The 22,068-nt window shown below is 72.5% G+C and carries 18 protein-coding genes and 1 pseudogene; 7 read left to right on the forward strand and 12 right to left on the reverse strand.

Annotation, left to right across the window (positions count from 1 at the left end):
* Positions 1-9 precede the first annotated feature (9 nt).
* Positions 10-1,302, reverse strand: coding sequence for an FAD-dependent oxidoreductase (locus ACIRHA_RS14375; RefSeq protein WP_403844576.1), 1,293 nt, complete (start codon positions 1,300-1,302; stop codon positions 10-12).
* A gap of 131 nt (positions 1,303-1,433) precedes the next feature.
* A complete protein-coding gene (locus ACIRHA_RS14380) occupies positions 1,434-2,390 on the reverse strand; it encodes a LysR family transcriptional regulator (RefSeq protein ID WP_403844579.1) in 957 nt (318 codons plus the stop codon).
* A gap of 208 nt (positions 2,391-2,598) precedes the next feature.
* Here ACIRHA_RS14380 and ACIRHA_RS14385 point away from each other — a divergent pair, with 208 nt between their 5' ends.
* Positions 2,599-5,736, forward strand: coding sequence for an amidohydrolase family protein (locus ACIRHA_RS14385; RefSeq protein ID WP_403844582.1), 3,138 nt, complete (start codon positions 2,599-2,601; stop codon positions 5,734-5,736).
* A gap of 42 nt (positions 5,737-5,778) precedes the next feature.
* Here the strand turns inward: ACIRHA_RS14385 and ACIRHA_RS14390 are convergent, their stop codons facing one another.
* Together ACIRHA_RS14390 and ACIRHA_RS14395 are read right to left on the reverse strand one after the other, a co-directional pair.
* Positions 5,779-6,294, reverse strand: coding sequence for a putative immunity protein (locus ACIRHA_RS14390; RefSeq protein WP_403844584.1), 516 nt, complete (start codon positions 6,292-6,294; stop codon positions 5,779-5,781).
* 9 nt (positions 6,295-6,303) lie between these two features.
* Positions 6,304-6,681, reverse strand: coding sequence for a MerR family transcriptional regulator (locus ACIRHA_RS14395; RefSeq protein WP_403844586.1), 378 nt, complete (start codon positions 6,679-6,681; stop codon positions 6,304-6,306).
* Between the two features lie 71 nt (positions 6,682-6,752).
* Here ACIRHA_RS14395 and ACIRHA_RS14400 point away from each other — a divergent pair, with 71 nt between their 5' ends.
* Positions 6,753-7,724 (forward strand): alpha/beta hydrolase family protein, encoded by a 972-nt coding sequence (locus ACIRHA_RS14400; RefSeq protein WP_403844589.1) that lies wholly within the window; start codon positions 6,753-6,755, stop codon positions 7,722-7,724.
* Positions 7,725-7,807: 83 nt separating this feature from the next.
* Here the strand turns inward: ACIRHA_RS14400 and ACIRHA_RS14405 are convergent, their stop codons facing one another.
* Positions 7,808-9,289 (reverse strand): amidase, encoded by a 1,482-nt coding sequence (locus ACIRHA_RS14405; RefSeq protein ID WP_403844591.1) that lies wholly within the window; start codon positions 9,287-9,289, stop codon positions 7,808-7,810.
* Positions 9,286-10,293: a D-2-hydroxyacid dehydrogenase gene (locus ACIRHA_RS14410; protein WP_403844594.1), complete on the reverse strand. Its 1,008-nt coding sequence runs from the start codon at positions 10,291-10,293 to the stop codon at positions 9,286-9,288. Before ACIRHA_RS14410 ends, ACIRHA_RS14405 begins: the two co-directional genes overlap by 4 nt.
* Positions 10,294-10,664: 371 nt before the next feature.
* Between ACIRHA_RS14410 and ACIRHA_RS14415 the strand changes: the two genes are divergently transcribed.
* The 5 genes from ACIRHA_RS14415 to ACIRHA_RS14435 all read left to right on the forward strand — a co-directional run bounded on the left by ACIRHA_RS14415 (position 10,665) and on the right by ACIRHA_RS14435 (position 16,862).
* Entirely contained in the window at positions 10,665-11,570 is a 906-nt protein-coding gene (locus tag ACIRHA_RS14415) for a decarboxylase (RefSeq protein WP_403844596.1), read from the forward strand.
* 113 nt (positions 11,571-11,683) lie between these two features.
* Positions 11,684-12,454 (forward strand): decarboxylase, encoded by a 771-nt coding sequence (locus ACIRHA_RS14420; RefSeq protein WP_403844598.1) that lies wholly within the window; start codon positions 11,684-11,686, stop codon positions 12,452-12,454.
* A gap of 36 nt (positions 12,455-12,490) precedes the next feature.
* Positions 12,491-13,189 carry a GntR family transcriptional regulator gene (locus ACIRHA_RS14425; RefSeq protein ID WP_403844600.1) on the forward strand — a complete coding sequence of 233 codons (699 nt, stop codon included), beginning with the start codon at positions 12,491-12,493 and terminating at the stop codon, positions 13,187-13,189.
* 285 nt (positions 13,190-13,474) lie between these two features.
* Entirely contained in the window at positions 13,475-15,760 is a 2,286-nt protein-coding gene (locus tag ACIRHA_RS14430) for a DHA2 family efflux MFS transporter permease subunit (RefSeq protein ID WP_403846450.1), read from the forward strand.
* A gap of 142 nt (positions 15,761-15,902) precedes the next feature.
* Entirely contained in the window at positions 15,903-16,862 is a 960-nt protein-coding gene (locus ACIRHA_RS14435) for an Lrp/AsnC family transcriptional regulator (RefSeq protein WP_403844602.1), read from the forward strand.
* On the opposite strand, the gene ACIRHA_RS14440 is transcribed toward ACIRHA_RS14435, so the two are convergent.
* The 6 genes and pseudogenes from ACIRHA_RS14440 to ACIRHA_RS14465 all read right to left on the reverse strand — a co-directional run bounded on the left by ACIRHA_RS14440 (position 16,840) and on the right by ACIRHA_RS14465 (position 22,041).
* On the reverse strand, positions 16,840-18,117 hold the full coding sequence (locus ACIRHA_RS14440) for an MFS transporter (protein ID WP_403844604.1): 1,278 nt from the start codon (positions 18,115-18,117) through the stop codon (positions 16,840-16,842). The genes ACIRHA_RS14435 and ACIRHA_RS14440 overlap by 23 nt on opposite strands.
* A gap of 42 nt (positions 18,118-18,159) precedes the next feature.
* Positions 18,160-18,816 (reverse strand): GntR family transcriptional regulator, encoded by a 657-nt coding sequence (locus ACIRHA_RS14445; RefSeq protein WP_403844606.1) that lies wholly within the window; start codon positions 18,814-18,816, stop codon positions 18,160-18,162.
* 80 nt (positions 18,817-18,896) lie between these two features.
* A pseudogene (locus ACIRHA_RS14450) lies at positions 18,897-19,040 on the reverse strand (ATP-dependent DNA ligase); the annotation flags it as partial.
* A 104-nt stretch (positions 19,041-19,144) separates the two neighbouring features.
* Positions 19,145-19,861, reverse strand: coding sequence for an MIP family channel protein (locus ACIRHA_RS14455; protein WP_403844608.1), 717 nt, complete (start codon positions 19,859-19,861; stop codon positions 19,145-19,147).
* A gap of 117 nt (positions 19,862-19,978) precedes the next feature.
* The gene (locus ACIRHA_RS14460; RefSeq protein ID WP_403844610.1) at positions 19,979-20,536 is read right to left on the reverse strand and encodes a helix-turn-helix domain-containing protein; all 558 of its coding nucleotides are present in this window, start codon (positions 20,534-20,536) and stop codon (positions 19,979-19,981) included.
* Positions 20,533-22,041: an MFS transporter gene (locus ACIRHA_RS14465; protein WP_403844612.1), complete on the reverse strand. Its 1,509-nt coding sequence runs from the start codon at positions 22,039-22,041 to the stop codon at positions 20,533-20,535. The genes ACIRHA_RS14460 and ACIRHA_RS14465 overlap by 4 nt, the downstream gene beginning before the upstream one ends.
* Between the last annotated feature and the right edge of the window lie 27 nt (positions 22,042-22,068).

Raw genomic sequence — 22,068 nt, forward strand, 5'->3', positions numbered from 1 at the left:
CGGGCTCCCTCAGTCGTCGACGTTGGCGGCAAGGCGGGTGCGGAGTTCCGCGAGGTCGATCGCGTGCACGCTGCCCTCGGGTCCTGCGAGGTCCAGGGCGTGCGCGGCGCCCTGCCCCATGGCGGCGCAGGGCCCCATGACGCGGACGCTGGACAGCGCGGCGGCGTCGCCGTCGGCGCAGCGTCCGGCGGCGGCGAGGTTGTCGCAGTCGGGCGAGAGCAGGGCGCGCAGCGGCACGTAGTGGACGTGGTCGGGGCCGAAGGTCTCCCAGACGTAGCCGTCTGCACGGTCGTGGAGTTCGACGGGCCAGGCGGTGCGGGCGACGGCGTCGTCGAAGCGGGTCCCGGCCCGGACCTCTTCCAGGGACAGTTGGTGAACGCCCTTGATCCAGCGGGTCTGCCGCCGCCCCGGGAAGCCGTACGAGCGGACCTTCGCCTCGCCGAACGCCTTGGGGAACTCCGCGCGCAGGAACTCCACCACCCGGTCGGCCTGTTCGCGCCCGTCGAGCTGGGCGGACGACGCCTCGACCGGGTCGAGCGGGGCCGGGACGTGGGTCATGTTGAGCACGGCGGTGCCCCGGCCGGGGAAGAAGAACGCGAGTCCGTCGCGGCGGATCAGGCCCCACTCGGCGGCCTGGCCGTGGACGCGCTCGGCGAGTTCCTCGCGGCCCGGCTTGTGCTCCTCGTCCAAGTGCTCCAGGACGATCTGCTGCGATCCGTAGATCGTCCGCTCCGGCACCCGGCAGGGCAGCCCGGCCTCCCAGGCGAGTGCCGCGTCACCGGAGGCATCGACGAAGCCGGGGGCGGTGACCCGTACGGGGCCGTAACGGGTCGCGAAGGACGCCGAGTTGATGCGGCGGCCGTCGCGCTCGACGTCCGTGAGCGAGGCGCCGAGGACGACGCGGACGCCGAGTTCGCGGATGCGCCGCTCCACCCACCGGCCGAGGGCCACCTCGTCGTAGCTGACGGTCATGGTGTGGCTGCGGTTGTGGTGCAGATCGCCGGATGCGCCCAGGTCGGCGAGGATCCCGTCGAAGATGCCGTGGGTGAGCTGCCGGTAGTCCGGCCCGTTGCCGTACACCCCGCAGAACAGGCCGATCAGCGAGTTCACCATCTGGCCTCCGAGCACGGGCAGGCTATCGACGAGGACGACGTCACGGCCGATCCTGGCGCTCTCGATGGCGGCCGAGACACCGGCGACGCCCGCCCCGACCACGCAGACGTCGGCGTCGAGTTCATGGCGTACGGGTCCCGCGGGCTTGGTGACGGTGCGGACCTTCAGCTCGGTCAGGGCATGGGGCATGGAGGTCTCCAGGTACGGGGATGCCGCGAAAGGGTGCGGCTCTTACGGCTCTTGCGCACCGTAGGGAGACCCCGCCGCCCGTGGGAACGCCCAGGTCAATAGAGCGTTCGACTGGCCACCATCAACGGCGGTTATGGTGCGAGCCCGGCCGCCGCCCGAGTCACCAGGTCACGCAGCCAGGTGTGCGCCGGATCCTCGTCGTGGCTCGCGTCCCACCACAGGTGCTCGTCCAGCGGGTCGAGCGGGACCGGGCAGTCGAGCGTGCGCAGTCCGTGCGCGGAGGTCAGGGGCGCGGCGAGCCGCTCGGGCACGAGCGCCACCCGCCGGGTGCCGGCGACGAAGTCGGGCACCGCCCGGTAGCTCTCCACCCGTACGGCGATCCGGGGCCGGATGCCGAGCGCGCTCAGTTGCCGGGTCGCCGGGGCGGCGGACGGGTAGCCGTCGTCGCGGTGGTAGGGCACGACCCACGGCTGCCGTGCGAGGTCCTCGATGCCGAACGACGTTGTCGCGCACAGCGGGTTGGCCGCCGAGACGAGGCAGACCCAGCGGTCGGTGAACAGGGGTGCGGACGCCACTCCTGGTGTGCGGAAGTGGCCCAGCGGCGGTGAGACCATGCCGTCGACGAGCCGGATCGTCTCCCCGGCGCCGCTGCCGAGGGTCTCCCTGACGAGTTGCAGGTGCAGCGCCGCGTGGGGTGCCTCGCGGTCGAAGAGGCGGGACAGCTCGGGCCCGAGGACGGTCGCCGGATAGTCGGCCATGAGCAGCGTGAACTCCCGCTCCGTGGCGGCCGGATCGAAGGCCCGGCCCGTCGCGAAGAGCCGTTCGGCCGCCGCGCACACCGCCTCCGTCTGCCCGGCCAACTGCGCGGCGAGCGGCGACAGTACGTAGGCGCCCTGGACCCGCACGAGGAGCTCGTCCCCGAAGTGCCGGCGCAGCCGGGACAGCGTGGCGCTGACGGCCGGCTGGGTGACACCGAGGTGGCGGGCGGCGCGCGTGACGTTGCGCTCACGCAGCAGCGCGCGAAGTGTCACCAGCAGATTGAGGTCGAGGTTGGCGAGGTGTGCGGGGACGGACTGGCGGTGGGTCATGGACGCCGCATTGTGCCGTGGCCGGACCGGTTCGTCAGCAGGACTTCCGCCGGGCGGAAGAGATTTCGGGGCCGATGCGGGTGTCCCGGCGAACCGGAACCTCGGCGTATTACTTTCCCGTCACATCTACTGCGCGTGTGGGTGCGGTGACCCGTGGTGTACGTAGCCTCCGGCCAACTGTTCCCGATCTTCAGGAGGTTGGACGCTCGTGGCCTTCACACGCCGTACGTTCGTCAAACGGAGCGGACTCGTCGCCGCCGGGACCGCGCTGGCCGGGACGGGTGGCGCGGTCGTCGCCGAGCCGAGTGCCGCGGCCGTCGGGAGCGGTGCGGCGGTCACGGTGACCGGGATGACCAACGGGTCCGCCGCGCTCTCGCCGGACGGTGCCACCGTCGTGTTCGACCTCCTGAACACGCTGTGGACCGTGTCCGCCAAGGGCGGTGAGGCCGAGCGGCTCACGGGTGGCGCGCTGGAGGCCGTCGAGCCGGACTACTCGCCGGACGGGCGGCACGTGGTGTTCTCCGCGTACACCGAAGGCAACTTTCACCTGTGGGTCGTCGGCGCGGACGGCCGCGGCCTGCGCCGGCTCACCCACGGCACCGACGACCACCGCGAGCCCCGCTGGTCCCCCGACGGCACCCGCATCGCCTGCGCCGTCGAGACCGGCAGCCGCTACGCCGTCCATGTCCTGTCGGCCGACGGCCGCGAGCGCACGGTGTGGACCGAGGGCAACTCGCAAGAGGCGCAACCCGCTTGGGCACCCGACGGCGAGGCCATCGTGTTCACGTCCGGCACCAACAGCGCGCCGCGGACCGTCGAGCGGGTCGGGGCCGACGGTGGCCGCAAGGTCCTCGCGGAGGTGGACTCCGGATTCGTCGCAGGCCCCTCCCTCTCCCCCGACGGCGACCGACTGGCCTACGTACACCTGACGAGCACCGGCACGTTCGTGGTCGTCGACGGCAAGGTCGTCTCCGACGCGGAGGAGGACGTCTTCCCGCTGCCGGTGCGCTGGACCGGGAAGGACGAGCTGCTGTACACGGCGGACGGAAAGATCCGCCGCCGGGCGCTCGGCCCCGGGAAGGCCGAGGACATTCCGTTCCGGGCCTCCGTCCACGTACCCGCCGTCGAGGAACGCCCCTCGGCGAGGGACTTCGACTCCACGGCCGCCCGTCCGGTGCGCGGCATCGTCGGGCCCGAACTCTCCCCGGACGGCGGGCGCGTGGCGTTCGCGGCGCTCGGTGACATCTGGGTGCTGCGCCGCGGCGGCCGGCCCGAGGCCCTCGTCTCCGACGGGCACCACAACACCTCGCCGACGTGGTCCCCCGACGGCGACTCGATCGTGTACGTCAGTGACCGCTCCGGCACGCAGGAGCTGTGGCTGCGCACCCTCGCGGACGACGACGCCCGCCGGCTCACGGACGTGGGCGGCGCGACGCTGCCCGCGTTCAGCCACGACGGTGCGGCAGTCGCCTTCGTCGCCGCGTCCAGTGTGCACACGATCAACGTGTCAAGTGGCACTGTGCGCAAGGTCGTCGGCCCGCTGAACGCACCCGGCCGTCCCGCCTTCACCGCCGACGGCACACACCTCTCGCTGGCCGCGCTCGCGCCCGTCACCCCGCGCTTCCGGGAGGGGCACAACCGCATCCTGACCGTCGAACTCGCCACCGGCGAGACCCACTACAGCAACCCGGTGCCGGGTTCCTCGCTGGCCAACCGGGAGTACGCGGGCCCGGTGTACTCCCCTGACGGCAAGCTGATGGCGTGCGTCGTCGACGGCACGCTGCGCGTGGTGCCGGTGGACAAGGCCGGGGCGCCCTCCGGTACGGCCCGCACGGTCAACGGCGACAGCGCCGACTTCCCCTCCTTCAGCGGCGATGCACGCTCGCTGCTCTACCTCTCGGCCGCCCGGCTGCGGATCGCGGACGCGCGCGGCGGACGGGCCACCACCGTGCCCACAGGCCTGACGTGGCGTCCGGCCAAGCCGACCGGGCGCACCGTGGTGCGGGCGGGTGCGCTCTGGGACGGCACCGGCAACCGGCTCCGCCGCGACGTCGACATCGTCCTCGAAGGCGGCCGCATCGCCGCGATCTCGGCGCGTGGCGCGACGACCGTGCAAAGCGGTGACCGGGTGGTGGACGCGGGCGGGCTGACCGCCATCCCCGGCATGGTCGCCGCGCACGAGCACGGTCCGTGGGAGCTGGACGCCACCTCCCGGCTGTGGCTGGCGTTCGGCATCACGTCGGTGCGTTCGCCGGGCAGCGGCCACTACCACCTGGTGGAGGCGAAGGAGGCCGTGGAGTCCGGGCGTCGGGTGGGCCCGCGGGTGTTCACGGCCGGGGAGTTGATCGACGGCTCGCGGGTGTACTACTCGTCCGCGCGGCCCGTCACCGACCGCGAGCAGCTGCGCCGCGAGCTGGACAAGCACGAGGCGCTCGGGCACGACCTCGTCAAGACGTACGTCCGGCTGCCGTACGACATGCAGGCCGCGGCCGTCGAGGGCGGCCACCGGCTCGGCCTGCGCGCCACCTCGCACTATCTGTTCGGTCCGCTGGTGCGCGGCGCCGACGGCGTCGAGCACCTGGGCGGCACCAGCCGTTACGGCCGCCGCCAGAAGGAGACCCACCTCGGACACTCCTACGACGACGTCACCGCCCCACTGATCGCGTCCGGCATGGGCCTCACCCCGACGTTCGGCCTGTCCGGGCTCGGCCTGCCGGAAGTGCGGGCAGCGCTCTACCGATACGCGGAGTGGGCCCTGGACGATCCGCGGCTGACGGCTCTGCTGCCTCCTGAGACGTACGCGGAGTTCCGCGACGGCGTGCGCGCGGCACGCGCCGAGGAGCCCACCGCCGAGCTGGGCTTCGTCGCCCGGCACGGGGCGACGGTGCGGCGCCTGATCGAGGCGGGGGCGCACGTTCACGTCGGCACGGACAGCCCGCTGGTCCCTCCGGCGATCTACTACCACCTCAACGTGCAGACGATGGTCCGCCACGGGGTCTCCCCGGCCGACGCGCTGCGCTCGGCGACCGTCGAGGGCGCGCGCACGCTCGGCATGACGCGGCACCTGGGCACCGTTGAGGAGGGCAAGCTGGCCGACCTGGTGCTGGTGGAGGGCGATCCGCTCAAGGACGTCACTGCCGCCGCGGCGGTGCGCACCGTCATCGCGGGAGGTGTCGTGCACAAGGTGTCCGACCTGGTGGCGGACGCGACCGCGACCACCAAAGCGAACGCCTCCGGCACCCGCCCGTCGGTGCACACCGCGTCGGCGACGGACGTTCCGCAGGGCCCTGCCCTCGAACGGCACTGGTGGCACAGGCCGGAGCACGCGGTGAGCAGCTGCTGCTGACCCGACCTCCGCGAACTCCCTTACGCAGGACGCGACATCCGGTCAGCAGTCGAAGACCGACCAGCAGATGTCGTTGCGCAGCCTCTGGTCGTCCAGAACGAGTTCGCGAATGGCGTCCGGGAGCGCGGCCCGCTGTCGGCGGCACTCGGCCCGGCCCGCCTCCTCGGCCTCGTCCTTGGGTGCCGCCGCACGCACGGCCTTGATCGCGTACGCCGCCGCGCCCAGCTCATGCGCGGCGACGTGCGCGACCACCGCCGCCTGGCCCGCCGCGAAGGCGGCGTGCCGGGCCGCGCCGCTCAGCACGCGCGCCGCGGCCATGGCATGACCGCCCGCCGAGCGGGAGTCGGACATCCGGATCTCGCCGCGCGCCCACGCCCGCACCTGCTCGACCGCCTCACGAGGACGCCGGTCGGCGGGTTCCACCGCCTCGAACAGCGGCAGCACGGCCTCGGCGCAGTCGGCCGCCCACAGGGCCAGGAGGTGATGGTCGTCGTCCGTGAGCGTCCCCCCGCGGCGCAGCGTGATGAAGCGGGGGTCGCGGATCTTGGGCAGGATCACGGGGCAACGTTACGACGCCGGTGCGCGGCAGGACCGGCCGGTGCGCAGGTTCTTCGTCGCTCCGGCGATGACGGAGTCGAGGCGGTCCCGGGTGTCGGCGAGTTCGGCGATCTTGTGGTCGACGCGGTCCCGCTCGGCCGAAAGGCGCTTGAGCAGTTCGGGGGTGGCGTCACCGTCGACGACGCACGGCAGGAGTTCGACGATGGTGCGGCTCGACAGGCCGGCGGCGTAGAGCTGCTGGATCAGTCGGACCCGGTCGACCGCGTCCCGCCCGTACAGCCGTTGCCCACTGGGGCTGCGCTCCGCGGCGAGCAGTTCGTTCTCTTCGTAGTAGCGCAGCGCCCGGACGCTGACGCCGGTCCTGGTGGCGAGCTCTCCGATACGCACCGTGTGCCTCCCTGGCCGGTCCGACGCCAGGCCTTGCCTCTGACGTCGACGTCAGGTTTTAGCGTACGCGCATGGACACCTTGAACGCCTTGGACACCTCGCGTTTCTCCGGCACCGCGCCCTGCCGCATCGTCTCCGTCAAGCCGATCGTGCTGCCGGCGCCGCATCACGACGGTGGGCTGCGCGTACGCGTCACCGCGCCGGTGAGCGGACGGGACCTGCCTGTCGTACTCCTCTCGCACGGCTTCGGCTCGTCGCTGGAGGGCTACGGTCCGCTGGCCGACCACTGGGCCGCGCACGGCTTCGTCATCGTCCAGCCCACTCATCTCGACTCCCGGACGCTCGGCCTCGCGGCGGACGATCGGCGCGGGCCCCGCATATGGCGGCACCGCGTCGAGGACATGCGGATCGCGCTCGACCACCTGGAGGTGCTCGAAGCCGCCGTTCCCGGTCTGCGCGGACGCGTGGACCGGGAACGTATCGCCGTGGCCGGGCACTCCTTCGGCGGGCAGACGGCAGGCATGCTGCTCGGGCTGCGGGTCGGCGATCCGGACACCGGGGTGGCGGAGGACCTGTCCGATCCACGCGTCCGGGCGGGCGTACTGCTGGCCACGGCGGGGAGCGGCGGCGACTCCCTGACGCCTTACGCGGCGGAGAACCTCCCCTGGCTGCGGCATCCCGACTTCACGCTGATGTCCGCTCCCGCGCTGGTCGTCGCGGGAGACAAGGACGAGCTGCCGATGACCGTCCGGGGCGCGGAGTGGACGACGGACCCGTACAGGCTCGGCCCGGGCGACAAGAGTCTGCTCACGCTGTTCGGGGCCGAGCACTTCCTCGGCGGCATCTCCGGGTACGGGGCCGCGGAGACGACCGACGAGAACCCGCCGCACGTCGCCCTGGTCCAGGACGTCACGACGGCCTATCTGCGCGACGCGCTCGGCCTCGGTGGATCCGGCTGGACGGCGGTCCGGTCCGAACTCGCGGAGGGAACACACCCGTTGGGCCGCCTGGAGTCCAAGGGTGCGTCGGGCGTGCCGTCCTGACGGTGCGGGTCAGGACACGACGTCGCGGGCGGTGGGGCGTCGCTCACGTGTATGGCTCGCAACTCCCTGGCGGCAGTGGCCCGTCAGCCGACCGGCGCCGTGTCCACCACCCCGGACCCGCGCAGCGCGGCGTGCAGCACCGCCGACGCGCGCAGCACCAGCTCGTCGCCGTGGCGCGCGGCGACCAGCTGCGCGCCCACCGGCAGGCCCGCGCTCGTGACGCCGCAGGGCACCGTGGAGGCGGGCTGCTGCGTGAGGTTGAAGGGATACGTGAAGGGGGTCCAGCCCGTCCACCGCTTGTGTCCGCTACCGGCCGGCACCTCGACGCCCGCCTCGAACGCGGCGATCGGCACGGCGGGCGTGAGCAGCAGGTCGTACGTCTCGTGGAAGCGCCCCATGCGCACGCCGAGCGCCATGCGCGTGTCGACGGCGCTCAGGTAGTCGAGCGCGCTCTTCGCGGCGCCCTCTCGGCACGCCTCCTGGAGCCCGGCGTCCAGCTGGGCGAACTGCTCGGCGCCCAGGTGCTCGACGACCTTCGCCGCACCGGAGAACCACAGCGTGTGGTACGCCTCCACGGGGTCGGTGAAGCCGGGGTCGGCCTCTTCGACGTCGGCTCCGAGGTCGGCCAGGAGCCGGGCGACGGCGGCGACGCGCTCGGCGACCTGCGGGTCCACGGGGGCGTTCGCGAGGGTCGGCGCGTAGGCGATGCGCAGTCCGCGCAGCGAGCCGTCGGCGAGGGCCTCGATGACGGCTCCCCGGTAGCCGCCGCGCGGCGCTTCGAGGGCCGACCAGTCGCGGCTGTCGAAGCCCGTGACGACGTCCATCAGGAGGGCGGCGTCCTCCACGGTGCGGCTCATGGGGCCCGCGTGCGCCAGCGTGCCGAAAGGACTGGCCGGGTAGAGCGGGATCCGCCCGTACGTGGGCTTCATGCCGAAGATGCCGCAGAACGCGGCCGGGATCCGCACGGAGCCGCCGCCATCGGTGCCGATGGACAGCGGGGCCATGCCCGCGGCGACGGCCGACGCGCTGCCGCCCGACGATCCGCCGGCCGTGGTCGACGGGTCCCACGGATTGCGGGTCACACCGGTCAGCGGGTTGTCGGTGACGCCCTTCCAGCCGAACTCCGGCGTCGTCGTCTTGCCGACGAACACGGCGCCCTGGTCCCGCATCCGGGCAACGCAGGGCGCGTCCTCGTCCCACTCGCGGTCGGGCGAGATGCTCAGCGAGCCGCGCAGCGTGGGGTGGCCCTTGGTGAGCATCAGATCCTTGATGGACGTGGGCACGCCGTCGAGGAGGCCGAGGGGCTCACCGCGCCGGCGCCGCTCCTCGCTCGCCCGCGCCTGGGCGAGCGCCTCGTCCCGGTCGACCAGGCAGAACGCGTTGAGCCTGCTGTCGACGGACTCGATGCGGTCGAGCACGGAGACCGTGGCCTCCACCGGTGACAGGTCGCCGCTCTCGTAGGCGGCGAGCAGTTCGGTGGCGGTCAGCGCGTAGGGCTCCTGGGGGGCCGGGGTGCTCGCTCCGGCCGTGGCGGTCGCGCTGGTCGCACTCGTCGTGCTGGTCATCGGGAGCCCTCCTCTGCTGCGGCCCGCGGGGCGTCCGCGACCGGTACGTAACCCAGTTCCTTGTCCACGACGTTGCGCAACGGGCGGCCCGCGCGCCACCGCGTGAAGTTGTCGGCGAAGACCTCGGCGAGATCGTCGAGCCAGGTGTCGGTGTCGGCCGACATGTGCGGGGAGACCAGCAGGTTCGGGGCCTCCCACAGCGGGTTGTCGGCGGGCAGCGGTTCCTCCCGGAACACGTCCAGCGCCGCGCCGCCCAGCTGACCTTCATCGAGGGCCGCGAGGAGGTCCTTCTCGACGACCATGGGGCCACGCCCCACGTTGACGAAGCGGGCGCCGCGCTTCATGCGGCCGAACGTGGCGGCGTCGAACAGATCCTGCGTCTGCTCGGTGAGCGGCGCCGCGCAGACCACCCAGTCGGCGCGCGCGAGCAGCGCGTCGAGCTCGTCGAAGGCGTGCACCGTGCCGACCTCGGGGTCGCCCTCCCTGCGGGTGCGTCCGACCAGGCCGGTGTCGATGCCGAGCGCCCGCAGGGTGCGGACGACGGCCCGGCCGATGGGCCCGCCGCCGAGCACGACGGCGCGGGTCCCCCAGACCCGCTGGGTGACCCGGTGCCGCCAGACGTGGTCGCGCTGGCGGTCGTAGGTGCCGGCGAAGTCCTTCGCGAGGGCGATGATCTGGCCCGCGACGTACTCGGCGATGGGCTGTTCGAAGACGCCGCGCGAATTGGTCAGGATCGCGTCGGAGTCGCGCAGGGCCGGGAACATCAGCCGGTCGACACCGGCGCTCGCGGTGTGCACCCAGCGCGGTCCGCCCCGTTCGGGCCAGGCGCCGGGCAGCGCCTCGGTGCCGAACTCCCACACCAACAGCGCGTCGGCGTGCGGCAGTTCCGCGGCGAGACGGTCCTCGCGGATGCAGACGAGCTCGGCGTGGGCGGCCACCTCCTCCAGGCCGGTCGGCCGGTGGTCGGCGAGCACCAGAACGCGGGCTTTCTCGGTCTTCGGCACGGCGGTCCTTCGGGTCGCGCGACGGATGCGGCGACGGTTGGAGCGGACGGTATGCGAGGTGCGGTTCGAGGGTTGACCATGGAGAAACGAAGCCCCCGTGGGGGCTGGGGAAGGGCCATCCCCTGGGCTGATTTCCCCGGCTCTTTACCGAGGCTTTCATCACGACGAACGAGCCACCCCCCGTAGGGGATTGACACGCTAAGCAGCCGATCTTTACGTTGTCAACAATCTACAGGCGAACCGCGGACCCACTCCCCTACCCGTGGCCCACCCGGCAAAACAACCCTCCCCTCCGCACCACCTGCCATCACACGTCCACCTCAGGCGTACGACAGAACCCCGTACGCGTGCAGCCACGAAGGGGCACTGCATTGGACATCACGACCTTCGGCGGACCCGTCCCGCAGCGCGGCATCGGCGTAGTCGCCCCGTTCGACTTCGCGCTCGACCGCGAACTGTGGCGTTGGACCCCCGAGGAGATCTCCCTCCACCTGACCCGCACCCCGTACGTTCCCGTGGAGGTCAGCGTGGACATGGCTCGCTTGATCAGCGAGCACGAAACCCTGCACAACGCCGTCATGGCGCTGGACGCCGTACAGCCCGCGTCCTTCGCCTACGCCTGCACATCCGGCAGCTTCGTCGGCGGCACCGCGCACGAACGCGCGATGTGCGTGTCCATGAGCGGAGCGGGCCGTGGCGCGCCGTCCGTGACCACGTCCGGGGCGCTCCTCGATGCCCTCGGCGAGCTGGGGGCGCGCCGGGTCAGCGTCATCACGCCGTACACGGCGTCCCTGACCGACTCGCTCGCCGACTTCATGGGCGAGGCGGGCGTGGAGGTGGTCGGGCGCCAGTACATGGGCCTGACCGGGGAGATCTGGAAGGTCGGCTACCGCAACGTGGTGGAACTGGCCCGCTCGGCGGACCTCACGCACGCGGACTGCCTCTTCATCAGCTGCACCAACCTGGCGACGTACGACGTGATCCCCCAGTTGGAGGCGGAGCTCAGGATCCCGGTGATCTCCGCGAACCAGGTCACGATGTGGGCCGCGCTGCGCCACGCGGGAGCCGGCGCGGCGGGTGACTACCAGTCGCTGATCGACCCGGCGGCGCGCGCGGCACTCGCGCCGTACCGCGGGCGGGGCGGTACTCCCGCGCCGCCCGCGGCCGCGGCGGCCGTCGTGCGGGAGGCCGCCGCCGACTGGGAGCAGATCGCCGCGCCCGAGGCGACGGCGGCCGCTCCCCCGGACGAGCCGACCGTGGACCTCGATCTCGGCTGAGCCCTGAGCTACTGAGCAGCGCCACACCGTGGCGCTGCCGCTCTTCACACTGTCAACAATCTACATTCGACCGGATTCCCGGTACACTGCCTGCACGAAAGGACGTCAGACGTATGAGCGAGAAGACCACCCGAGTCGGGTTCCTGTACCCCGGATACTCCGCAGAGGACGACTACCCGCGCCTCGAGCGGATGATCGGCGGTGGCGCCCGGCTCACGCTCGTCCACACGGACATCGGCGTGGACGCGCACCGGGTGGACGACCTCCTGGAGATGGGTTCCACGCACCGTCTCAAGGCGGCGCTCGGTGAGCTGCTCGCCCAGCCGCAGGACGTGGTGATCTGGGCGTGCACCAGCGCCAGCTTCATCTTCGGCCCCGACGGCGCCCGCAAGCAGGTCGCCGAACTCGCCGAGGCGGCGGGCCTTCCGGTCGAGCGGGCCTCCTCGACGTCCTTCGCCTTCGCGCACGCCGTACAGGCGCTCGGGGTGCGCCGCCTGGCCATCGCCGCGACGTACCCGGACGACGTGGCGGGCTACTTCGTACGGTTCCTGGAGCACCACGGCGCCGAGGTCGTCTCGGTGTCGGGTCAGGGCATCATCACCGCCGCCGAGGTCGGCACGCTGGGCCGCGAGCAGGTCATCGAACTGGCGCGGGAGAACGACCACCCGGACGCCGAGGCGATCCTGCTGCCGGACACGGCGCTGCACAGCGCCGCCTGGCTTGACGACCTGGAGGAGGCCGTCGGCAAGCCCGTCCTGACGGCCAACCAGGTCACCGCCTGGGAAGGCCTGCGGCTCGCGGGCGACGAGGCGCCGCGCGAGGGCCTCGGCTCGCTGTTCCGGCTCTCCCGCACTCCCCATTCCCCGACACCCGCGGCTGTGTGAAGCGGCGGCCGCGCCGATTAGAGGACCGAACTGAATATGGCCACTGCGAAAACGCTGCGACCGGTCAAGCGTGAACCCGCGGCGACCGTCATCGCCGCCCGGCTCACCGAAGCGATCATGGACGGCACCCTGGCGCCCGGCACCCAGCTGGGCGAGGCCGAGCTGGCGGGCCAGCTCGGCGTGAGCCGGGGCCCGCTGCGAGAGGCGCTGCAACGACTCGTGCAGCAGGGCATCGCCGTCAGCGCACCGCATCGCGGCGTCTTCGTGACCCGCCTCGACGAGGACGACGTGCGCGACATCTATCTGGCGCGCACCGCCATGGAGTCCGCGGCCTGCCGTCTCGTACTGCAGCAGGACCCGCAGGCCACGGCGAACCACCTGGAGAAGGCGCACCGCAGGATGGAGTCGGCGGCGCGGCGCGGCAACGAGGCGGCGCTGAGCGCCGCCGACATGGACTTCCACCAGGTGCTCGTCGAGGAGTCCGGCAGCCCGCGGCTGCAGCGCATCGCGCAGACCCTGTTCGTGGAGACGCGGATGTGCCTGTCGGTCCTCACCGACGACCACCCCGATCCCGACGCGCTGGTCGAGGAGCACGCTGAGCTGATCGAGGCGATGCGCGACGAGGACGAGGAGCGCCTGCTCACGCTCCTCGACGCGCACATGCAGGACGCGGTCACCCGGCTCACCGGCGGGGCCGTGCAGGCGGCGGCCGAACCGGACGCGGTGGCGGGCTGACCCGCGGGACGTCATACGAGGAGGGCCCCGGCGATGTGTCGCCGGGGCCCTCCTCGTAGGTGCACACGCATGTCCGGCCGCTTGTCGGAAATCCGTGAATACGGGCACCCCGGCATCGGTTTTCCGGGGTTCGGCGACCCTGGCTGGCCTCGATGCCACCCGAGGACGGAGGGTGCCTGAGGTCGGATTGGTCGAGCGCGGCGCACGGCGCCGCAGGAGAGGGTCTTCGTGAACGTGGCGACAACGGCGAACGGAACACAGGAGCGGCGGGCCGTCACCCTCGTCATGGCCTGTGTCGGGGTGTTCGTCGCCTATCTGCCGGTGACCTCCGTGTCGGTGAGTCTCCCGGCGATCCAGCGCGCGCTCGGCGCGTCCACATCCGAGCTGTCCTGGGTGTCCGACGCGTTCGTCCTGCCGATGGCGGCGCTCATCCTGACGGCGGGCGTGTTCGGCGATGTGCACGGGCGCAAGAAGGTGTTCCAGGCGGGTCTGGCTTTCACCGCCATCGGCGCCGCGACGGCGCTGTGCGCACAGTCGGTCCAGGTGGTGTGGGCCGGGCAGGCGCTGGCCGGTATCGGCGCGGCCGCCCTGCTGCCGACGACGCTGGCGATGATCAGCCAGGCGGTGCCCGACCCGCGGGAACGCGGCAAGTTCGTCGGCCTGTGGGCCTCGTCCCTGATGGCGGCGCTGGCGGTCGGCCCGCTGATCTCGGGCGTGATCCTGGCCCACCAGGAGTGGCGCTGGATCTATCTGCCGTCGATACCCGTGGCGCTGATCGCCATGGGGGTCGCCGCCCGCCTCGTGACGGACTCCCGTGCCCCGCATGCCCGGGCGCTCGACTGGCCGGGGCAGATCACCGCCACGGTCGCCGTCACGGCGCTCGTGTACGGAGTGATCGAGGGCGGCGCGGGCTCCTTCACGGACACCCGGGTGCTGGTCGCGCTCGGGCTCGCCGTGGTCGGCCTGATCGCCTTCGTCGTCTTCGAACGGCGCAGCGCCAGCCCGATGCTCGACCTGAAGCTCTTCCGCAGCGCGGGATTCAGCGCGACGAGCCTGATCGCGATGATCACCTTTATGGGGCTCATCGGGTTCTTCTTCGTGCTCAGCCTCTACTTCGGGATGGTGCAGCAGCTCGACACCCTCGACGCCGGGTACCGGCTGCTGATGGTGACCGGGGTGTGCTTCTTCGTCGGCCCGGTGGCCGGGCGTGTGATGCACCGGATCTCCCCGCGGGTGCTGATCAGCGTCGGTCTGCTGTGCGCGGCGGGCGCGCTGTTCTCGCTGACGTCGCTGACCGCCGACACCTCGTTCGGCCCGATGGCCTGGCGGCTTGCCCTGCTGGGGCTCGGCATGGGGCTCGTCGTCACCCCGATGACGGCGACCGCTGTCTCCTCCGTGCCGCACCATCTGGCGGGCATGGCCGCGGCGGGCAACAACGCGCTGCGGCAGGTGGGCGGCGCGCTCGGTCCCGCGATCCTCGGCGCGCTGCTCACGTCGAAGTCCACGAGGTCGCTGGGCGAGCACCTGGCCGATGCCGGGGTGACCGGGTCTACGGCTGAGCGGGTGGTCGGTGCGGCCGAGGCGCAGGGGCTCGGGGCGGTCGCCCAGCTGGATCTCGGGGCGGACCGGGGGCGGGCACTCGGCGCGCTGTCCGAGTCGTTCCTCGACGGGATGCAGCTGTGCCTGATCGTGGCCGGTTCGCTGGCCGTGCTCGCGGCGCTGGTCGGTGCGGTGCTGCTGCGCCGCCCGAAGCCGGCGCCCCGGACGGCGCCCGCAGCCGAGCCGGTCGCAGCGGTGGACGCCGCTGAGCCCGCCCTGTCCGGCGCCGTGCGCGACGCGGCGGGCGCGGGCCTCGCGGGCGCCGTGCTCACCCTCATCTCGCCCGCGGGTCAGCAGCTCGCGCGCACCGTCGCCGGGGCCGAAGGGCACTACCGCGTGCCCGTTCCCGGTCCCGGCGCCCACGTGCTGATCACGACGGCGGACGGCCATCACCCGCACGCGACGAACCTCGTCCTCGCCGACCGTCCGACCGAGCACGACATCCGGCTCTCCGGCGCGGGCAGCATGACCGGCAAGGTCCTCGGCGCCGACGACGGACTCCCCCTCGCCGACGCCGTCGTCACGGTGACGGACGCCCGCGGCGACGTCCTGGCGACCGGCACCACCGACGCCTCCGGGAGCTACGTCTTCGGGGACATCGCCGAGGGCGAGATCACGATCTCCGTGACCGCCGAGGGGTTCCGGCCCACCGCCGTCGCGGCGCGGGCCGCCAAGTCCACCACGGTCCAGCCGGACATCGCGCTCCGGCCGGGCGTCCGCCTGCAGGGCCGGATCCGTACGAAGGCGGAGCTTCGGCCGCTGTCCGACGCGCGCGTGACTCTCCTGGACGCTGCCGGGAACGTGGTGGGCACCTCGACCACCGGCTCCGACGGCGCGTACGCCTTCGGTGATCTGGACACGGGCGAGTACGCGCTGGTCGCCACCGGCTACCCGGCCTCGACCCGGACGGTGTCCGTGAACGGCCGCGCGGTGGAGGCCCTCGACCTTGACCTGGCGCACCCGCACGGCTGAGGTGAGGCGATGAGCCCGGGACCGCGTCAGGCGGTCCCGGGCTCACGCGTTTCGCGAAGGTGCCACCGTCCGCCAACCCTTCCGGCTCCTTTACGATCACGCGTAGGCCCACACGTCACGACAACGCCCACCGGAGCCGCACGTGCTCGACGCACTCGACCTGCAATTGCTGCAGGCGTTGCAGCTGGACGGCCGGGCACCGTTCAGCCGGATCGCGGCCGTCCTCGGCGTCTCCGACCAGACCGTCGCCCGCCGTTTCCGAAAGTTGCGCGGGAGCGTGGGCCTGCGGGTCATCGGCGTCACCGACGAGGCGCTGCTCGGGCGCAGCAGTTGGCTGGTCCGGCTGGGCTGCGCCCCGGACGGCGCGGAGCAACTGGCGGGCGCCCTCGCCCGGCGCACCGACACGTCGTACGTGGGACTGCTCTCCGGCGGCACGGAAGTGCTGTGCTCGATCAGACCGCGCGGCGGCCAAGAGGACGAACTGCTCCTGGCCCGACTCCAGCGCACGCCTCTCGTCACGTCGGCGACCGCGCAGTGCGTGCTGCACCCGTTCTACGGTGGCCCGGTCGGCTGGCTCAACAAGATCAACGCGCTCGACGCGGACCAAGAGGCGGCTCTGCGGGTGCCGGCCGTCGAACCGTCCGCTCCGCCGCCGGCCCTCGACGAGGTCGACGAGACGCTCCTGGCCCTGCTCCGCCGGGACGGCCGGGTGGCGTTCACCGAGCTCCAGGCGGCCACGGGCCAGTCGGAGTCGGTCGTCAAGCGCCGGCTCGACCGGCTGCGTTCGAGCGGCGTCCTCTACCTCGACGTGCAGCACACCCACGAACTGCTCGGCCGCTCGGTCATGGCGGCGCTGTGGCTGACCGTCGCCCCGTCCGCGCTCGCCTCCGTGGGCGAATCCCTCGCGGCCCACCCTGAGGTCAGGTTCGCCGCGGCGGTGACCGGGGTGGCCGGGGTGTTCGCCGCGACCGTGCACCGCGACACCCGCGAGCTGTACACGTACGTGAGCGAGGGCATCGGGGCGCTCCCCGGCGTGCAGTCCGTGGAGAGCGCCCTCTTCGTACGACAGGTCAAGCAGCTCACGTACGAGCCGGGCCGCTGACCTCCTGCGTGGCGCGCCCGCCGACGGTGACCAGCACGAGGCAGGCGAGGGCCACGACGGCGATCGCACTGAGCATCACCGAGTAGGGCAGCCACGCCGAGAGCGTCGCGAGGACGGTGGGCAGCAGGAACCCGGCGTAGGCGAGCGTGTAGTAGATGCCTGTCAGGCCCGCGAGGTCGTCGGGGCCCGCCATCCGCTGGATCTCCAGGAGCCCGGAGACGACGGCGATGCCGTATCCGGCGCCGAGCGCGACGGCCGCGGCGCCCGCCAGCCACGGCGACAGCACGGCGGAGTTGACGGCGCACAGCACGGTGCCGAGCAGCATGACCGACATGGCCGCGACCGGCGCGCGGCCGCCGCGGGATCCCTTGCGGCCGTCGAGCTTCTTGGCCAGTGGCTGTACGGCGGCGCCGGTGCCCAGGGTCAGCACCGTGAGCGCGGTCGCGTAGGCGAGGCCCCAGTGTCCGACGCGGTTGTCGACGAGCTGGGGCATGACCGCGTAGGCGAGACCGGCGGCGCCGAACACCCACGGCGCCATCGGGAGTACCACCCAGCGGAAGCGGCGGCGGGCGGCGGCGGGGATGCACAGGTCGGCGGCGAGTTCACCGAGCAGCGCCCGGAGCGAGCCCGCCGCGCCGCGCACCGCGGTCCGCGTCTCCGGGATGCGCAGCAGGAGCACAGGGACCGCGGCGGTGAGCACGATGTGGACGACGTACGGCGTCACCATCGGCCAGGGGCCCCACTGGGCCAGGGCGCCGGCGACGCCCGCACCGAGGCCGAAGCCGGCCGTCTGGCACAGCGAGGCGCGGCGCGCGGCGGCCCCGCTGTCCGCCCCGGTCGACAGTTCCTTGACCCAGCTGCTGCCCACGGCCATGGCGATGCCGACGGCGACGCCGGTCATCAGACGGCCCACGTAGATGGGCCAGGCGCTCTGTTCGCCGAAGCACAGGACGAGGCTCGCGAGGATGGAGGCGACGGTCCCGGCGATCATCACCGGTCGTCGTCCGCGCCGGTCGGATATCGGCCCGGCGAGCAGCAGGCCGGGGACCAGGCCGACGACGTAGGCGCCGAGGAAGGCGTCGACGCTGAGCGTCGAATAGCCGCCCAGCTCGCGGTACATGAGCAGGAGCGGCGTGAACTGGTTGCCGCCCCAGCCACAGAGGAACATCGCCGCGGCGACGGTCCGCCACTGGCCGGGGCGTACGTATGCAGCCGTTGATTCGGCCTGCTGCTGGGTGGTGTGCGTGTCGAGCATCGTGAGGGCAGGGCTCTTTCAGGGGTGGGGGTGCGGGGTTGTTCAGTGCTGGTGGCCGTGTGTGGCGGCCAGGTGGGCGCGCAGGGCCTCGGCGAACGCGGCGCCGTCCCGGGCGCCGAGGTGGCCGAGCAGCGCCTCGTGCTCGTCGGCGAGGCCGGGCAGCCGCTCGGGGCGGTGGCCGAGCGCGGAGACGCTCATGCGGCGCTGCCGGTCGCCGAGGGTCTCGTAGAAGCGGGCGGCGATCGCGTTCCCCGAGGCTTCTACGACGCCGCGATGAAAGGCCTCGTCCGCGACGGCGAAGGCCCGCACGTCACCCACTTCCGCCAACTCCCGCTGGCGGGCGATGAGTTCACGCAGCCGCTCCTCGTGCTCGGGGGCGAGGCCGGCGCGCGCGATGCGTTCGGCGGCGGACTGCTCGACGGCCTGCCGCATCTCCAGCACGTCCGCCGCCTCCCCCGGCGGGACGGGCACGACGACGGCGCCGCGCTTGGGGTGCAGCGTCAGCAGCTCCTCGGACTCGAGCCGCAGGAACGCCTCCCGCACGGGTGTCCGACTCACCCGCACGCGCTCGGCGATCTCTCCCTCACTGATGAGGCTGCCACCGGGGAGCTCACCGGTGAGGATCAGCTCTTTGGTGACGGCATAGACCGTGGTGGCCGCCGACGTCGGTTTCGTCTGCTGAGGCTGGGTCCGAGGCATGCCCGGACCCTAGCAGGCATAGATACAAGCTTGTATCTATGCCCCCCACTCCCCGCCTTCAGGCGGCCCGGTGACGTGTGCTCCCTGACGACGTCGGTCGGGTCCTTGTCGTCCCGCAGTCCCTGGTAGCGGGGGTGGCGCAGCATGCCGTCGCGGGTCCATTCGGAGAACTCGATCTGTGCGACGAGCCGTGGGCGCGCCCAGTGCGCGGTGCGTTCGGCGACGCGGTTCTCCAGTGCGGACGGGAGCGTGTCGAGGATGCCTGTCATGTGGGCTCCGCCGGGGCCGGGTACCCGTGACATCACGGGCACACGGCCGCCGTGATCGTTCAGGCCGCGGACGCCTCATCGGCGATGGTGCGCTCCTCGCCCGAGGGGTGGGTGAGCTGGTGGACGAGGGCCGCGATCACGCCGCCGACCAGGGGCGCCACGATGAACAGCCAGAGCTGGGACAGTGCGTCGCCGCCGGCGAAGATCGCCGGGCCGAGACTGCGCGCCGGGTTGACGGACGTGCCCGTGAGCGGGATACCGACCAGGTGGATCACGGCGAGGGCGATGCCGATGGGAAGGCCGTCGAAGCCGACCACTGCCACGCGGTGGGTCACGGCGAGCACCACGAACACGAGGAGGAAGGTCAGCACGACCTCGGCGAGGAACGCGCCGCCCATGTTGATGTGCACGTCGGAGCGGTCTCCGTAGCCGTTGGAGCCGAAGGCCCCGTCGGTTTTGAGGCCGGGCACCTGCTTGGCGAGCAGGAACAGCAGGGCCGCGCCGACGATGCCGCCGACGAACTGGGCGATCCAGTAGCGGACGGCGGTCGCCACGTCGATGCGACGGGCGCAGAGCATGCCCAGCGTCACGGCCGGGTTGACGTGGCACCCGGAGATCGGGCCGAGGGCGTACGCCAGGGCGAGCAGTGTGAAGCCGAAGGCGAGCGCGATGCCGAGGGTGCCGATGAACTGGGCTCCCAGGACCGCTGACCCAACAGCGAAGAACACCAGCAGCAACGTGCCGAGAAATTCCGAAATGACAGCTCTCGTCTGCATCTCCTGCATCTCCACCACCTCGAAAGTACGGTCACTTACTTGCGAGGCTCACGTGCCGGGGCGGCGGGCGCAGAGCGAGACGGTTTGAATACCGCCACTCGGATGAAAGGTGCGGTGTCAGTCGCCGCCCCACGCCTCCAGGAGTACGTCGACGATCGTGTCGAGGTCGGCGTCCGCCAGGTCGTCGAAGGCGCCGGAGTGGCGGGCGAGCAGCACTCCGGCGACCGAGGCGACCAGGACGTCGGCGCGCAGGCCCGGCCGGTCGCGGCCCTCACGGGTGAAACGGGCGCGCAGCGGCTCGACGAGCCGGGCCTGGAGGGCGGCGCGTGCGGCGTCCTGCGCGGCCTGGTCGCTCGAGGGCTGCACGGCGACGCGCAGCAGCGGCACCGGGCCGCGGCGCTCCGCGCGCTGCGCCACCTCGCGCAGGCGGGGACCGGTGAGGAGGTCGTCCGGGGCGGTGTCGCCGTGTTCGGCGCGCAGCACCTCCACGTACAGCAGCGCCTTGCTGCCGAAGTAGCGGGAGATGAGGGCGGCGTCGACGCCGGCCCGTTCGCCGATCTCGCGGATGGTGGTGCGGTCGTAGCCACGCTCGGAGAACAGTTCGGTGGCAGCCAGCAGCAGCGCCTCACGACTGCGGGCGCTGTTGCGGCGCCGGTCGGGGGCCGTGCCGGTCATGTACGGCTCGGTTCGGTGCGGGCCTCGGCGGTCGCGCCCGCCGCGACGAGAGAGGGGCGCGGGCGGGCGCCCGCGCGGGTGAGGGCCACGGCGATGACACCGGTGGTGAGGAAGGCGGCGCAGCCGACGAGCCCTGCGTTGTGGTAGCCGTCGTCGGTGGGGAGCGAGGTGCCCGGCGCGGTGGAGGCCTGCAGGACGACGGCGCTGAGCGCGCTGCCGGTCGAGTAACCGATGTACTTCACGACCTGATTGAAACTCATCGCGCTGCCGGTCTCCGCCGCGGGCACGCCGCCGACGATGAGGCCCGGCGTGACGGCGAACGTGACGCCCACGCCGAGTCCGGCGAGCGCCATCATCGCGCCGATGCCCCAGAGGCTGGAGCGGGCGAGCAGGAAGCAGACGAGCGAGCCGAGCGAGAGCAGGCAGCCGAGCGGCAGCATGCGGCCGGGCGTCGCGGCCCGGCCCATCGCCCGTACCAGACGCCCGGTAACGAGACTGGCCGCCGAGAACGGCACGAGCAGCAGGCCGGTGACGACGATCGAGGCGCCGAAGCCGTAGCCAGCCGACTCGGGCGTCTGCACGTACCGGGTCACCAGGGAGATCAGCAGGTACGTGCCGACGCCGCCGACCATGGTGGTCAGGTTGGCGACGAGGACGCCGCGGTCCTTGACGAGCTTGACGCGTACGAGGGGGTGCGTGGAGCGCATCGAGTGCCCGATCCACCCGCCGAGGAGGACGACCGCCGCGACTGCGAGGGCCAGGAGGCGTGCGGAGAGCCAGCCCCATCGCTCTCCCTCGGCGAGTGCGAGGAGCAGCGCCGCCATGCCTCCGGCGAGGAGCAGCGCTCCGGGTACGTCCATCGGGGTGCTGGGCCGGTGCGGAGGCTTGGGCACGACGATGAGGGTGGCGAGGAACGCGGCGGCCGCCGTGGCGAGCGCGAACCAGAATCCGGCGTACATGCCGAGGTACTCCGCGAAGAGCCCGGTGATCGGGTAGCCGAGACCGATGCCCGCCGCGGTGGTCAGCGACAGCGTCGTCACCGCGCCGCGCGCCTTCTCCGGCGGCAGCGCGTCACGCGCGGTGGCGATGGCCAGCGGCACCAGACCCATGCCGACGCCCTGCAGCGCCCTGCCCACCAGGAGGCAGGCGAATCCGGCCGGCAGCGCCGCGAGCAGGCTGCCGACGAAGACGGCGGCGAGCCCGCCGAGGATGACGCGCTTGCGGTGCGGCCCGTCGCCGAGGCGCCCCATGACGGGCGTCGCGATGGCGCCGACCAGCATCGTGACGGTCAGCGCCCACTGCGCGGTGGAGACGGCGACGTGGTCCTCGGCGGCGATGGTGGGGATCAGCGGCGCGCCGAGGCTGCTGACGACGGCGACGAGCATCCCGAGGCCGACCAGCACCGGTACCAGGGCGCGGGGATGGCGGAGCGGGGCAGGGGCCGGGGCGGGCATCGGTATGGAGGGCTGCACGTTCTTCCCGTTCATGTCATCAAGCGATGTCATCGCATGATGACACGGTGACCTGGGATT

The sequence above is a fragment of the Streptomyces sp. NPDC102360 genome (assembly GCF_044766085.1).
Classification (GTDB): Bacteria; Actinomycetota; Actinomycetes; order Streptomycetales; family Streptomycetaceae; genus Streptomyces.

What these genes read in the sequence shown, in the direction of transcription:
- ACIRHA_RS14375 (WP_403844576.1), bottom strand. Translation starts at nt 1,302, where the DNA reads ATGCCCCATGCCCTGACCGAGCTGAAGGTCCGCACCGTCACCAAGCCC.
- ACIRHA_RS14380 (WP_403844579.1), bottom strand. Translation starts at nt 2,390, where the DNA reads ATGACCCACCGCCAGTCCGTCCCCGCACACCTCGCCAACCTCGACCTC.
- ACIRHA_RS14400 (WP_403844589.1), top strand. Translation starts at nt 6,753, where the DNA reads ATGGACACCTTGAACGCCTTGGACACCTCGCGTTTCTCCGGCACCGCG.
- ACIRHA_RS14405 (WP_403844591.1), bottom strand. Translation starts at nt 9,289, where the DNA reads ATGACCAGCACGACGAGTGCGACCAGCGCGACCGCCACGGCCGGAGCG.
- ACIRHA_RS14420 (WP_403844598.1), top strand. Translation starts at nt 11,684, where the DNA reads ATGAGCGAGAAGACCACCCGAGTCGGGTTCCTGTACCCCGGATACTCC.
- ACIRHA_RS14425 (WP_403844600.1), top strand. Translation starts at nt 12,491, where the DNA reads ATGGCCACTGCGAAAACGCTGCGACCGGTCAAGCGTGAACCCGCGGCG.
- ACIRHA_RS14430 (WP_403846450.1), top strand. Translation starts at nt 13,475, where the DNA reads ATGGCCTGTGTCGGGGTGTTCGTCGCCTATCTGCCGGTGACCTCCGTG.
- ACIRHA_RS14440 (WP_403844604.1), bottom strand. Translation starts at nt 18,117, where the DNA reads ATGCTCGACACGCACACCACCCAGCAGCAGGCCGAATCAACGGCTGCA.
- ACIRHA_RS14445 (WP_403844606.1), bottom strand. Translation starts at nt 18,816, where the DNA reads ATGCCTCGGACCCAGCCTCAGCAGACGAAACCGACGTCGGCGGCCACC.
- ACIRHA_RS14455 (WP_403844608.1), bottom strand. Translation starts at nt 19,861, where the DNA reads ATGCAGACGAGAGCTGTCATTTCGGAATTTCTCGGCACGTTGCTGCTG.
- ACIRHA_RS14460 (WP_403844610.1), bottom strand. Translation starts at nt 20,536, where the DNA reads ATGACCGGCACGGCCCCCGACCGGCGCCGCAACAGCGCCCGCAGTCGT.
- ACIRHA_RS14465 (WP_403844612.1), bottom strand. Translation starts at nt 22,041, where the DNA reads ATGACATCGCTTGATGACATGAACGGGAAGAACGTGCAGCCCTCCATA.